The organism is Paenibacillus sp. OAE614 (assembly GCF_040546645.1).
GTDB lineage: Bacteria > Bacillota > Bacilli > Paenibacillales > Paenibacillaceae > Paenibacillus_AQ > Paenibacillus_AQ favisporus.
On record NZ_JBEPOD010000001.1, the window covers coordinates 1,546,197 to 1,559,838 of the forward strand.

A 13,642-nucleotide genomic window follows, 5' to 3' on the forward strand; every position below is an offset into this window, starting at 1 on the left:
CCCATGTCCATCAAAACAAGACTTTTGCTTTCTTATATTGCGATGACCTTCATCCCGGTCGTTCTGTTCGCTGTGATTGCCGGAGGGCTGTATACTGTATTGTTCAAAAACATCGGGGAAGGCCGTGGCACCGCTGCCATTTGGGAAAAGGCAAGCCTTCGCGGCGAAATGGCCGCCGGCCTCAAGTTTATGATCCAGACCGAACCCGATCGGTTCGCCGATCCCTCCTTCGTGGCCAAAGCGGACGAACAGCTGACCCGATTGGATGCGGGGATCGTCGTAACGGAAGACGGCCGGATCACATATGCCTCGAATTTGCTCCGCGGCGTCGATGTGGAGAAGGAAATTCAGAAGTGGCAGCCGGCGATGTCCTGGCACCGCTGGGGAGCGAAAGGAAGCGGCCGGTTCTCCGTGGAGAAATTCGATGTCGCGTTCAGCGGCCAGCATACGGGAGCGGTCTACGTCTTGACGGATATGAGCACATTTTTTGCGGAAGCCAAAAAGTTTTTCCCGCTGATGATGCTATCCCTGCTTCTGGTCATCGGATTGACCAACGGAATTCTGACCTACTCGGTCTCCCGGAGCCTGATCAAGCCGCTGTATGCATTAAAGCATGCCGCAGAGCAGATCAAGGACGGGGATCTGAGCCACGAAATCGCGCTGAAGCGCAAGGATGAGATCGGGGAGCTGGGAGAGGCGTTTGAAGAAATGCGAAGCCGCCTGAGCGAATCGATCCGCCTGCAGCTGCAGTACGAGGATAACCGCAAGGAGCTGATCGCGAGCATTTCCCATGATCTCAAGACGCCGATTACAGGCATCAAGGCTTGCGTGGAGGGTCTTCAGGACGGGATTGCCGATACCGACGCGATGCGCGATAAGTATATGGGGATGATCGCGAAAAAGACGGAGGATATGGACCGGCTGATTGAAGAACTGCTGCTGTTCTCGAAGCTGGATCTGAAGAAGCTGCCTTTTCATATGGAGCCGACCGATCTGAAGGGATATGTTACGGACTGTGTTCAGGAGCTGCGGCTCGATCCACGGATGTCCGGCGTGAAGATCGAGTGTGAGCTGCCTGATAGGGAGCACGTTCAGGTGATGGCGGACCGGGAGAAGCTGCGCAGAGTGATCCTGAATATTATCGATAACAGCCTGAAGTATTTGGATAAGGCGGACAAGGAGCTGTCCGTAAACCTGAGCGACGGGCCGGATGAGGCTGTGATCCGAATCAAGGATAACGGCTCCGGGATTGAAGAAGCGGCGCTGCCGCACATTTTCGACCGGTTCTACCGCGCCGAGCCGTCGCGAAATACGGATACCGGCGGGAGCGGCCTCGGGCTTGCGATCGTTAAGCAAATGATCGAGGGCATGGGAGGCAGGGTCTGGGCGGAGAGCCGTACCGATGAAGGAACGAGCATTTATTTTGCGTTGCCAAAGATGACAAGAGATGGCGGTGAGCGGGCGTGAAGCGTATTTTGATCATTGAGGATGAACTGGTCATTGCGGAAGTGGAAAAGGATTATTTGGAGGCTGGCGGATATGCCGTCGACGTCGCGGCAAGCGGGGATACCGGCCTGAAGAAGGCGCTGGAAGAGGAGTACGATTTGATCATCCTCGATCTGATGCTGCCGAAGGTGGACGGATTCGAAATCTGCCGCCAGGTCCGCGAGGCGAGGAACATTCCGATTCTGATGGTGACCGCCCGCAAGGAGGATATCGATAAAATCCGGGGACTCGGCCTCGGTGCGGACGATTATATTACGAAGCCCTTCAGCGTAGGCGAGCTTGTGGCACGCGTCAAAGCGCATTTGTCCCGCTATGACCGGCTGACGTCGGAGCATCGGCGAGAGCCGAAGAGCGAGCTGCGGCTGCGGGGAATCCGGATTGACCAGCTGTCCCGCAAGGTGTTCGTGAACGAACAGGAGGTGCTGCTGACCTCCAAAGAGTATGATCTGCTGCTGTTCCTTTGCAACCACCCGAACCGGGTGTTCAGCAAGGACGACCTGTTCGAACGAATTTGGGGACTGGATGCTATGGGGGATAACGCCACCGTCACGGTGTATATCAGCAAATTAAGGGAGAAAATCGAAGCGAACCCCTCCAAGCCGCAATATATCGAGACGATTTGGGGCGTGGGTTACCGCTTTAATGTATAGATGAAGATACGCATTTGATCCTAATAAAGCGTTTTTGGGAAGGCCTTTACTGTCGGTAAAGGCCTTTTTGCGTTTTCGGAGCTTTGAGGCCCGAGCGTGTTTTTATACTTTTTTTAGATTCGGTTTAGAGCCGGTTTAGAAACGAGATCTATGCTGAAGTAGGAGGTGAATCGGATGAAAAAAATGACGGTGAAGCAGCGGAAATGGCTGCTGACCCTGCACTTGCTGTTTTCGGCCGTCATGCTGGGCACGGCTGTTATTTTCTTGTTCTTGAGCATTACGGCAGCCGTCACAGAGGATGAGGGCGTATTTCGCGCATGCTACAGCATCATGCATATGCTATCCGAAAAGACGGTGCGCGTGTCCACGATCGCAACGCTCGTAACCGGCATCATGCTGTCGGTCTGGACGCCGTGGGGATTATTCAAATATTACTGGATCATCATCAAGGAAATCCTGACGCTGCTTCTGGTCATTCTCGGGCCCGTCGGCATGTATTACTGGACGCTGCAAGCGGTCCAATACGTCTCCGAGCCGGGAATGCAGGGTATCCTCAGCCCGGAATTTACGGTGAACAACGTGCAGCTGTGGACCGGGATCATTTTGCAGATCGTTTCGCTGGCAGGGTTATTTATCATTTCGGTATTCAAACCGTGGGGAGCAAGGCGGGACAAAGTAAGACTCCATGTTAAAAGATGAAAGGGAGCGGTAAGGAATGGGTGGCAGGAACGAAAAGCAGGGGAAAAATGAAGCAAAAGGAGGATTCGGCACGAAATCGGAGCCTGGGTGGCAGTTCAACTCCGGTGATGCAGGAGCTGCAACGATGCCGGTCCGGATCCGAACCGTAAGGTGGATCTACGCATTGTTGGCGGTGGGTTACCTCGCCTGTGTTGTTGTGCAGGTGTTTTTCGCCGGCCTCGGCATTTTGGTGGATCCCGGCGATTTGCAGCTGCATCGTGTCTTTGCGAACGTTTTTGAGTTCGTTCCTATTGTAATGTTTGTCTTGTCCTTCTTGGGGGATATCCGGGGTGGTCTAAGATGGTGGCCGCTCGCGCTGTTCGCCTTGACTGCGCTGCAGCACATCACCATTCAAAATGTGACAGGTTCGCTGCGTGCACTTCATGCGGTGGATGCGCTGCTGCTGTTCGGGTTGTCGGTGCATTTGGCTAGGCGTTCCTTGCCTTGGCTGCTGGGTACGAACCGCGCCGGGAAGGCCAGTGTGTCAGGATCCGGAGATATGAAAGGTTAGCATATGTAATATTTTCTGACGTGTCAAAAAATATTAAGCGCTTGCATGAACTTTGTATTTACAAAATCGCGAATCCCTTGTTAGAATAAATAACAAATCAGCTTGTCCTTGCGGCTTATAGGTCGTCCGATGCCGCCCATCGAACATCCCTATGGGTTCAGCAGGAGAGCGAGGAGACGGGGGATGCGTCAATTGTACGATAAAGACACGATCTACATCGTCGGCGATGCACAGACCTCGGTGAATAATCCGATAACCCAGCAGTACAGCGCCTTTTTTATCGGACTGGTCGTGGACACCGTCAGCCACAAAATCGTGGATGCCGCCTGTTCCTCCACGATTCCTCTCACGTCGCAGTTTGTACGCTCCATCTTTCTCGGGAAGAGCATGCTTTCCCTTGAGCCGGTAGCGGAAGAGATCCGGACGAGGTATTACGGCTCTTCGCAGAAGGCGATCATCGTGGCGTTCAAGGATGCGCAGAAGAAGTACAAATCGGCGCTTTCGTCGAGGGAAGCTTCGCCGGATTCATGAGCAGCAGCGATTCGAAACGATTTGAAGCCGTGTTTTTCCGTGATTCATCAATTGCATACCGCTGCTTTGTTTATCAGTATGGCGACATACGCGTAAATAAAACCCAGCAAATGACATATGCACGCCCGGGCAGCGCAGGCATATGACGTTTGCCGGGTTTTTTTCATAATATCAGAAAGTATAAACTCCAGAGCCATAGCTTCCTGATATTGCAAGAAAAACTTCCTTTAAACGCGGTCTGTCTTCTTTGAAGGTACGTCGATAGACGTTTTTCTTATAATATCAGAAAGTATAAACTCCAGAGCCATAGCTTCCTGATATTGCAAGAAAAATTACTTTTAAACGCGGTCTGTCTTCTTTGAAGGTACGTCGATAGACGTTTTTCTTATACCCAAATACGACAATCGGAGGGACTTGAAGATGAAATTGTACATATCCATTGATATGGAGGGCATTACCGGTCTGGTGGACGCGACATTCGTCGATTCCAGCCGCTACAACTACACCCGGGGCCAGCATATCATGACGGCCGAGGCGAATCACGTCATCGAAACTGCTTTTGAAGAAGGGTTCAGCGAGGTGATCGTCAACGACAGCCACTCGAAAATGAACAATCTGATTATCGAAAATCTCCACCCGGACAGCAAATTGATTTCCGGCGACGTCAAACCGTTTTCGATGATGCAGGGGCTTGACGGAAGTTATGCGGGAGCCGTCTTTCTCGGCTATCACGCGATGGCGGCCCGAAAGGGCGTCCTCAGCCATACGATGATTTTCGGCGTCCGGAACATGTATATCAACGACGTCTCCGTAGGCGAATTGGGATTTAACGCGTACGTGGCGGGACATTATGGCGTGCCGGTACTGATGGTGGCCGGTGACGACGAGACGGCTATCGAGGCCGAAAGTCTGCTGCCCGGCGTGACGACGGCGATCGTCAAGGAGCGTATATCCCGCACGTCGGCGCTGTGCCTGTCACCGGAGAAGAGCGGACGGCTGCTCCGGCAGAAGATGGCTGAAGCGATTGCCGGCCGCGACCGCGTCAAGCCGCTCGTTCCGCCGGAACGCCCGCAGCTGACGATCGAATTCGCGAATTACGGGCAGGCGGAATGGGCCCATCTGATGCCAGGCACCACGATCGAACAGGGATCGCCTGTCGTCTCGTTCCAGGCCAAAGATATTCTTGAAGCGTACCAGGCTATGCTGGTCATGACCGAGTTGGCCATGCGGACGTCCTTCTGCTGACGAAGGCCGCCTGTTTTCCGAAAATACGCTGTCAGGTTTATCCGAGGTAGATGGGCCCGAAAGAATGCACCATATGCCGAGTAAAGAGAGGGTGAGATTCATGGCGCAATACATTTTGAAGCGTTTCTTATCCATGCTGGTCACGCTGTGGCTGATCGTCACGGTCACCTTTTTCCTGATGCACTCGATTCCCGGCTCTCCGTTTGACCGCGACGGGAAGGAAGCAAGCGCAGCGGTCGTGCAGAACATGATGTCGTTTTACCATCTGGACAAGCCGCTGGGCGTCCAGTATTTGCTGTATCTCAAATCGCTGCTGACCTTAGATCTCGGGCCATCGATATCCCATTACCCGACAACGGTGAACACGATGATCGACCGCGGCTTCCCGGTATCCTTCCAGCTCGGCGCAGCAGCCATTCTGCTGGCGATTGCAGCCGGAATAGCACTGGGTACGGTGGCCGCCCTGAAGCAGAACGGCATCATCGACTATATCGCCATGGTGCTGGCTGTCATCGGCATTGCGGTGCCGAGCTTCGTGATTGCACCGCTCCTGATCAAATATGTCGCCGTCAAATGGGGGCTGCTGCCGGTCGCTTCGTGGGGGACGTGGAAGCATGTAGTGCTTCCGGCCTTCGCTCTCTCGGTTGGGCCCATCGCCACGATCGCGCGCCTGACCCGTGCTAATCTGATTGAGGTGCTGACCCAGGACTATATGGAGACGGCACGCTCCAAAGGGCTGTCGCCGGCGAGGATGATCGTCAAGCATGCGCTGCGCAATGCGGTGCTGCCCGTGGTGACGCTGCTCGGCGCGCTGCTGGCCAACGTGCTGACGGGGAGCTTCGTCATCGAGAAAATCTTCGCGATCCCCGGCATGGGGAAATACTTCGTGGACGGCATCAACAACCGGGATTACGCCGTCATCATGGGCACGACGGTCTTTTACAGCGCACTCCTTATCTTCATGATGTTTATTGTGGATATCGTGTACGGGTTCATCGATCCCCGTATCAAGCTGCATAGAAAGGGGGCCTGACGCATGCAGGTACCGGACCATTTGTTTACCCCGATGTACAGAACGGCCGGAGAACAGGAGCGGATCGTCAGGCCGCGCCAGTCGTTATGGCAGCAGGCCGTCCGCAGTTTGCTCCGCAACAAGCTGGCCTGCTGCGGACTCGTCCTGATCGTGCTGCTGGCACTGCTGGCCGTGTTCGGCCCGCTGCTGACGGATCAGAGCTACTCCGGCCAGAACTTGCTGAGCGCGAACCAGCCTCCGTCCGGCGCGCACTGGTTCGGAACGGATGACCTTGGGCGGGACGTCTTCGCCCGGATTTTGTACGGTTCGCGCATCTCGCTTACGGTCGGTTTGGCCGCCGCCTTGATCGATTTTTTCATTGGGATCATTTACGGCGGCATCGCTGGATATTTCGGCGGGCGCGTCGATAACGCGATGATGCGTTTCGTCGATATGCTGTACGGCATACCTTATCTGCTCGTAGTCATTCTGCTCATGGTCGTAATGGGCCCCGGGCTGCTGACCATTATATTGGCATTGACGGCGACGGGGTGGATCGGGATGGCGCGGATCGTCCGCGGGCAGGTGCTTCAGCTGAAATCGTCGGAGTATGTCCTGGCCGCCCGGACCTTGGGAGCCGGGTCGTGGTACATCATCCGCAGGCATATGCTTCCCAACGCCGTAGGGGTCATCATCGTGCAGGTGACGTTTTCCGTGCCTTCGGCCATTTTCGCCGAAGCCTTCCTCAGCTTCCTCGGTCTCGGCATCCAGCCGCCGCTGGCGAGCTGGGGAACGATGGCCAACGATGCCCTGCCGACCATTCTGTCCGGCAACTGGTGGCGGCTGTTCTTCCCGGCCTTTTTCATTTCGGTGACGATGCTCGCCTTCAACCTGTTGGGAGATGGACTCTTGAACGCCTTTAATCCGAAGCAAAGGAGGTAACGGAAGATGAACAACGACGCGCTGCTCGAAGTGGACAATTTGCATGTTTCGTTCTCCACCTACGGCGGGGAGGTAAAGGCCGTCAGGGGCGTCAGCCTCCGCCTTCACCGGGGAGAGACGTTGGCGATCGTCGGCGAATCCGGCTGCGGCAAAAGCGTCACCGCCCGCAGCATCATGCGGCTCCTGCCCAAGAACAACTCGAAAATTACGGAGGGCAGCATCCGTTTTAACGGACGCGAGCTGACGCGTTTGAGCGAAAAGCAGATGCGTGACGTGCGCGGCTCGGACATCGCGATCATCTTTCAGGACGCGATGACCGCGCTGAATCCGACCATGACGATCGGGGAGCAGCTGATGGAGGGCGTCATCCGCCACCAGCATCTGTCCCGGACGGAGGCGAGGAAGCGGGCGGTCGAGATGCTGCAGTTCGTGGGCATCCGCGACCCGGAGCTCCGGCTGAAGCAGCACCTGCATCAGTTCAGCGGGGGCATGAGGCAGCGGATCATGATCGCGATGGCGGCGATCTGCAGTCCCGCCGTCCTGATCGCGGACGAACCGACCACCGCGCTGGACGTCACGATCCAGGCGCAAATCCTGGATCTGTTCCGCATGCTGCAGCGCACGACCCAGGCTTCGCTGATCATGATTACGCACGACCTCGGCGTCGTCGCCAGCATCGCCGACCGCGTCAATGTCATGTATGCGGGGCAGGTCGTGGAATCCGCACCGGTCAAGGAGCTGTTCCGGAATCCGCAGCATCCGTATACGCGGGGGCTGCTCGATTCCATCCCGCGCCTGGACCGGCCAAGAGGGGCGAAGCTCGACGCAATCCCGGGCACGCCGCCGGACCTGTTCGCACCTCCGAAGGGATGTGCGTTTGCCGCCCGGTGTCCTCACGCGATGGAGGTATGCGGCCTGTTCCCGCCGGACAGCGTGAAGCTGAACGGAGAGCATACCGTAGCTTGCTGGCTGCAGGACGCCAGGGCCAGAACGATGCCGCCGCGAGGGCCGGCGCAGGTTGAAACCGCATCGGCCAGCCAGGGATAAATAAGGCATGAAGAACACAGTTTCATCATTTTGCGGGAACAGGATCCTGCTTCAGGTTTGCTCTGCAAGCCTTGGGACTTGACCATAGATCAGCGTCATGAATAGCGCAAGCTCATGAATAACGGAATAGCTTGTATTTGCAGCAACCAACCAATTCGGGCTTAAGGGAGAGGGTCTCATGGAAAAGGCTGTCATGAACAAGGCTGTGAAAAGAAGGTTAATACTGACGCTGCTGACGTGCATGCTGCTCAGTCTGCTGCTGGCCGCATGCGGCGGCGGAACCGAAGGAGCAAGCGGCGGTGGAGGAGATACCGGAAGTAAAATCCTCCTGTACAACAACGTTCGCGAGCCCACTTCGCTCGATCCGCCGATCGGCTTCGACCAGGTTTCCTATGACATTTTGAACAATGCGATGGAGGGCATGACGCGTCTCGGCAAGGACCAGTCTCCGGAGCCGGCCATGGCGTCCGAGTGGAAGGTATCCGAAGACGGACTCAAATACACGTTCACGCTGCGCGAAGGCGTACAGTGGAGCAATGGCGAGCCAGTTAAAGCGAGCGACTTCGAGTTTGCCTGGAAAAGAATGCTCGATCCGAAAACGGCGTCTTCGGCCGCGACGCTGGCCTATGTGTTTAAAGGAGCGGAGGCTTTTAACTCCGGCAAAGGGACGGCGGACGACGTGGAGGTCAAAGCCGCTGACGACAAGACGCTGGAAGTGACGCTGGCCCAGCCGGCGCCCTGGCTGCTGAGCATGCTGGCGAATCCGGCCTTCTTCCCGGTGCCGCAAAAGACCGTGGAGTCCAATCCGAACTGGACGGCGGAGGCCGATACGTTCGTCAGCAACGGCCCGTTCCGCATCTCCCAGTGGAATCACGATTCCGAGCTGAAAATGGTGAAGAACGATAAATATTGGGATGCGGCGAACGTGAAGCTGGACGGCGTCACGTTCAAAATGATCAACGATTCCAACACGGAATACCAGCTGTACCAAAGCGGCGAGCTGCACATTGCCGGTGTTCCCGCCGATATGAGCGACCAGCTGTTTTCGGAAGGCAAGGTGAACGTTCAGGATTCGGCAGGTACGTATTTTTACCGCTTCAATACGACCATGAAGCCGTTCGACAACGCCAAAATCCGCAAAGCCTTTGCGCTCGCGGTGGACCGTCAGAAAATCGTGGACCTGGTGGTCAAGCAGAAGCAAAAGCCGGCCGGCGGTTTCGTATCCTACGGGCTCAAGGAGCCGGACGGACGTGATTTTCGCGAGGTGGGCGGCGACCTGATTACATTTGACGCGGCGCAGGCCAAGAGCCTGCTTGCGGAAGGCATGAAGGAAGCGGGATACAGCACGCTGCCCGAAGTGACGCTGACTTACAATACAAACGATTTGCATCAGAAAATCGCCGAAACGCTGCAGGCCATGTTCAAGGAAAACCTGGGTGTCGACGTCAAGCTCGCGGGCAAAGAAGGCAAAGTCCTCACCGCGGAGCAGAAGCAGCTTCAGCTGCAGTTTTCCCGGTCGTCCTGGCTGCCGGATTTCGCCGATCCGATCAACTTCCTGGATATTTTCCAAAGCAAAAGTCCGAACAACCGTACGGGCTGGAGCAATGCCGAATACGACAAGCTGATCCAGGCCGCTTACCAAGAGACGGACGAGGCGAAGCGCTATGACCTGATGCACCAGGCCGAAAAAATCCTGATGGACGAGGCGCCGATCATGCCGATGTATTTCTATGATTCCGCTTATCTCCAAAGCGATAAGCTCGTCGACGTGGTCCGCCATCCATACGGCTACATGGACTTTAAGTGGGCTGATTTGAAATGAGAAGGCTGAGACCGTTCATGCATGCTGCCGATTCGGGCATAGAAGGGGCGCAGGCTGGTGCCGGGAGAAGGCCGATCCGGCCGGCCCGGTTGAAGCCGGGGGACACGGTGGGCATCACCGCCCCGGCGAGCCGCGGGGACGCGGAGGCGATCCGCCGTTCGGCCGAAGTGTTTGAAGAGCTTGGCCTGAAGGTCCGGTTTGGCGATTCGCTGGACCGCGGCCACGGCTACCTCGCCGGAACCGACGCCGAGCGGGCCGCCGAGCTGAACGCCATGTTTGCGGATCCCGGCATTCAGGCCATCGTTTGCGCTCGTGGAGGGTACGGCACCGCCAGGATTGCGGAGAAGCTCGATTACGATCAGATCCGCCGGCATCCCAAAATTTTGTGGGGGTACAGCGACATCACCTTCCTACACGCCGCCATCTGGAAGATGACCGGATTGATCACGGTGCATGGGCCGATGATGATTTGCCTGGGAGACAAGGATGTGCACCCGTTGACCCGGCAGAGCTTCGCCCAGCTTGTCCGGCCCGAGCCGTTTCGCTACACCGAGGACATCACCCCATTGCATACCTTGGTGGAAGGCAAAGCCAAGGGCCCGCTCGTCGGAGGCAACCTGACTTTACTGACAAGTACGCTCGGTACGCCGTTTGAGATCGATACCCGGGGCTGCCTCCTGTTTATCGAGGATATCGGGGAGGAGCCGTACCGGATCGACCGTATGCTGAATCAACTGCGGATGGCGGGCAAGCTGGAGCAGGCGGCCGGTATCCTGGTGGGCGACTTCCGCGATTGTGAGCCGGTCAAGCGCCCGGTCTCCTTTACCTTAGAGGAGGTCGTCCGGCATTATGTGACTGAAGCGGGCAGACCTTCCTTGATGGGCTTCGGGATCGGGCACGGCTCGCCCAACGTCGCGGTTCCGCACGGGATGGAAGCCGAGCTGAGCACGGCTGACAAAAAGGTGGAAGCGCTGGAGTCAGCCATTATATAGAGGAGGCAACCGGCAAATGCGAATACATGATATCGAAGTGCTGCGCAAATACACGCCGCTGACCAAACCGTTCAAGACGGCGCTGCGCACGGTTCATCAAGCCGAATCGATTGTGGTGAAAATGACGGCCGACGACGGAAAAGTGGGCTGGGGCGAGGCGCCGGCCACCGTCGTTATCACAGGCGACAGCCTTGAGGCGATCCAGTCCGCCATTGAGCATACATTCAAGCCGTTGCTGATTGGCCAAAGCCTGCTCGCCTACGAGCAGATCCTGCAGTCGGTCCACCAGGCCATGGTCGGCTGTACTAGCGCCAAAGCGGCCATCGATATGGCCGTTTATGACTTGGTGGCTCAGCACGGGCGTATGCCGCTGTACCAATTTCTCGGCGGGTACCGCGACCGGATCGAAACGGACTTTACGGTCAGCGTCAACTCGCCCGAGGAGATGGGAGAAGATGCGGCCCAATACGTTCAAGCTGGATTTACCGTACTGAAGATCAAGGTCGGCAAGGACGACATCGAGCATGATATCCGCCGCATCCAGGAAATCCGGCAGCGCATCGGCAGCGACGTCAAGATCCGGCTGGACGCTAACCAGGGCTGGCAGGCCAAGGAGGCGATCCGCTCCATCCGGAAGATGGAGGACATGGGGCTGAACATCGAACTGGTGGAGCAGCCGGTCCGGGCCGGGGATATTTACGGGCTGCAGCAGGTGACCACCGCGGTGGACACCCTGATTATGGCCGACGAAAGCGTCTTTTCTCCGGTGCAGGCGCTGGAGGTACTGCAGCGGCACGCGGCCGACCTGATCAACATCAAGCTGATGAAGGCGGGCGGCATTTACAAGGCGCAGCTGATCAACCAGCTGGCTGAAGAATACGGCGTCGAGTGTATGGTGGGGAGCATGATCGAATCCCGCCTGGCGGTGACCGCCGCCGCCCACTTCGCCGCCAGCAAAAAGAATGTCACCCGCTACGACTTTGACGCGCCGCTGATGCTGCACCAGGATGATGTCGTCGGCGGCGTCATGTACGACGGCCGGGTGATGACCTTCTCGGATGCGCCGGGTCTGGGCATAACCGACGTGCGCACGACGGACGAAGTGGGGGTATGGTGATGGTGAATCGAGACGATCAGGCCGTATCCCCGGCATGGCGGGTGGTCAGCGTTCCGGTAGCCACCGTCTGGACCAGCTCGTCCTCGCCGCGGGCGCTGGACGAACCGGCACTGGCCGGGTTTGCCCCTAGCGAACCTGGGAGTAGGAGACGGGAGGCCAAGGGCCAATCTGATTCGGGGAACCCGTTGGAGGAGGAAACCGATCCGGGGATTGCGCGGGGGAGCGGTATCGAGCCGTGGCTCGCCGCAATGACGGTACCGGATAAGCTCGACCTGTGCGCGGCTAACCGCGTGCAGACCCAGGCGCTGTACGGCACGCCTGTCCTTGCCTACGAAGAGCAGGACGGCTGGAGCCGGGTCGCCATTCCGGGCCAGCTCTCGCCCAAGGATGAGAATGGATATCCCGGCTGGATTCCGACGAAGCAGCTGCTGCCATTGAGTGAGGAGGAAGCGCGTCGGCTGCTGGACAGCGGCGGAAGCGTTCCCGGCGCCGCTGCTGTTTCAGCTTCTGCGATCGTTGCGGCACCTACGACGGACTTGGAGCTGTTGTCCTCATCGGCGAAGATGCGTATCAGCTTCCTGACAAGGCTGCCGCTGGCGACCGAGGAAGAGCGGGGGACGGTCCCTGAGGTAGAACCCGGCGATGGAGTTCAAGCCGTAACGGGTTTACAAGCCGAAACGGTAGCGGGACCCGCTGCTGGAGCTTTACCCCAAGCAGGGAGTGTTCCGAGAGATGGTGTTGAGGCAGGGGCAAATTCTCGTGGGGATTCCTTTGTCGTCGTACAGACCCCGCACGGTCTTGCCCGGATCAGACGGGCAGACGTACAGGTGGCGGCTGAGCCAGGGGAATACCCGGGCTTTCGTGCGGATGAACAGAATAGGGGCCAGGCCATCGTGGCGCAGGCCAAGCGCTTTCTGGGACTGCCTTACTTGTGGGGAGGGATGTCGGCCTGGGGCTACGACTGCTCCGGGTTTGCCCACTCCATGCATCTCGCCTGCGGCATCGTCATCCCAAGGGACGCCTCTGTCCAGGCGCTGCACGGAGCCAGCATCCCGCCGGAGGAGCTGCAGCCGGGGGATCTGCTGTTCTTTGCCTATGAGCAGGGCAAGGGACGCGTCCATCATGTCGGCATCTACGCCGGGGATGGGCACATGATCCATTCGCCGGATTCGGCTAGCTCGGTGGAACTGATTCCGCTGAAAGGGTATAAGCTTGCTGACGAGCACTGCGTTTCCCGCCGTTATTGGACGTAGCGGAACACGGGAAGGGAGCGACTGGGACGATTAGCTTGACTTGGAGGTGAGCCGAACCGGGATAAAGGCCGGTCGGAAACGAAATAACGGAAAAAAGCTGGTCGGGAACGAGATAGGTGCCAGTAAAAATCCGGTCTGAAATGGGATCATTGAACAGTTCCGGTTCGAGTAGACCTGCTCATTCCTCGGCAGACCACCCCCGAATCGTTAAGCTTGCCAATAGCCGAAGGGCCGTCCTCAGCCGCGTGATACGCGCGGCTTACAAGACGGCCCTTA

General features: G+C 57.4%; 13 protein-coding genes. All 13 read left to right on the top strand.

Annotated elements, in window-relative coordinates; all coding sequences use genetic code 11:
- The first annotated feature begins 3 nt into the window (after positions 1 to 3).
- Complete coding sequence (locus ABIE48_RS07515) at positions 4 to 1,467, top strand: sensor histidine kinase (RefSeq protein ID WP_192714892.1); 1,464 nt, start codon at positions 4 to 6, stop codon at positions 1,465 to 1,467.
- Complete coding sequence (locus tag ABIE48_RS07520; protein WP_145949316.1) at positions 1,464 to 2,156, top strand: response regulator transcription factor; 693 nt, start codon at positions 1,464 to 1,466, stop codon at positions 2,154 to 2,156. Before ABIE48_RS07515 ends, ABIE48_RS07520 begins: the two co-directional genes overlap by 4 nt.
- Positions 2,157 to 2,330: 174 nt before the next feature.
- Positions 2,331 to 2,855 carry a DUF2269 family protein gene (locus ABIE48_RS07525; protein WP_192714891.1) on the top strand — a complete coding sequence of 175 codons (525 nt, stop codon included), beginning with the start codon at positions 2,331 to 2,333 and terminating at the stop codon, positions 2,853 to 2,855.
- 16 nt (positions 2,856 to 2,871) lie between these two features.
- Positions 2,872 to 3,405, top strand: a complete 534-nt coding sequence (locus tag ABIE48_RS07530) for a DUF6220 domain-containing protein (protein WP_192714890.1) — start codon at positions 2,872 to 2,874, stop codon at positions 3,403 to 3,405.
- Between the two features lie 192 nt (positions 3,406 to 3,597).
- Positions 3,598 to 3,936, top strand: a complete 339-nt coding sequence (locus ABIE48_RS07535; protein ID WP_145023204.1) for a DUF3870 domain-containing protein — start codon at positions 3,598 to 3,600, stop codon at positions 3,934 to 3,936.
- Between the two features lie 420 nt (positions 3,937 to 4,356).
- Positions 4,357 to 5,181 carry a M55 family metallopeptidase gene (locus ABIE48_RS07540; RefSeq protein WP_116231420.1) on the top strand — a complete coding sequence of 275 codons (825 nt, stop codon included), beginning with the start codon at positions 4,357 to 4,359 and terminating at the stop codon, positions 5,179 to 5,181.
- Positions 5,182 to 5,281: 100 nt separating this feature from the next.
- Positions 5,282 to 6,214: an ABC transporter permease gene (locus ABIE48_RS07545; RefSeq protein WP_145022431.1), complete on the top strand. Its 933-nt coding sequence runs from the start codon at positions 5,282 to 5,284 to the stop codon at positions 6,212 to 6,214.
- Positions 6,215 to 6,217: 3 nt separating this feature from the next.
- Complete coding sequence (locus ABIE48_RS07550) at positions 6,218 to 7,135, top strand: ABC transporter permease (RefSeq protein ID WP_145022428.1); 918 nt, start codon at positions 6,218 to 6,220, stop codon at positions 7,133 to 7,135.
- A gap of 6 nt (positions 7,136 to 7,141) precedes the next feature.
- Positions 7,142 to 8,182: an ABC transporter ATP-binding protein gene (locus tag ABIE48_RS07555; protein WP_145022425.1), complete on the top strand. Its 1,041-nt coding sequence runs from the start codon at positions 7,142 to 7,144 to the stop codon at positions 8,180 to 8,182.
- 193 nt (positions 8,183 to 8,375) lie between these two features.
- Entirely contained in the window at positions 8,376 to 10,004 is a 1,629-nt protein-coding gene (locus ABIE48_RS07560; protein WP_186325948.1) for a peptide ABC transporter substrate-binding protein, read from the top strand.
- A gap of 17 nt (positions 10,005 to 10,021) precedes the next feature.
- Positions 10,022 to 10,996, top strand: a complete 975-nt coding sequence (locus ABIE48_RS07565; RefSeq protein ID WP_192715350.1) for a S66 peptidase family protein — start codon at positions 10,022 to 10,024, stop codon at positions 10,994 to 10,996.
- Between the two features lie 16 nt (positions 10,997 to 11,012).
- Complete coding sequence (locus ABIE48_RS07570) at positions 11,013 to 12,113, top strand: mandelate racemase/muconate lactonizing enzyme family protein (RefSeq protein WP_192714889.1); 1,101 nt, start codon at positions 11,013 to 11,015, stop codon at positions 12,111 to 12,113.
- Positions 12,113 to 13,366, top strand: coding sequence for a C40 family peptidase (locus ABIE48_RS07575; protein WP_192714888.1), 1,254 nt, complete (start codon positions 12,113 to 12,115; stop codon positions 13,364 to 13,366). The genes ABIE48_RS07570 and ABIE48_RS07575 overlap by 1 nt, the downstream gene beginning before the upstream one ends.
- Positions 13,367 to 13,642: the final 276 nt, after the last annotated feature.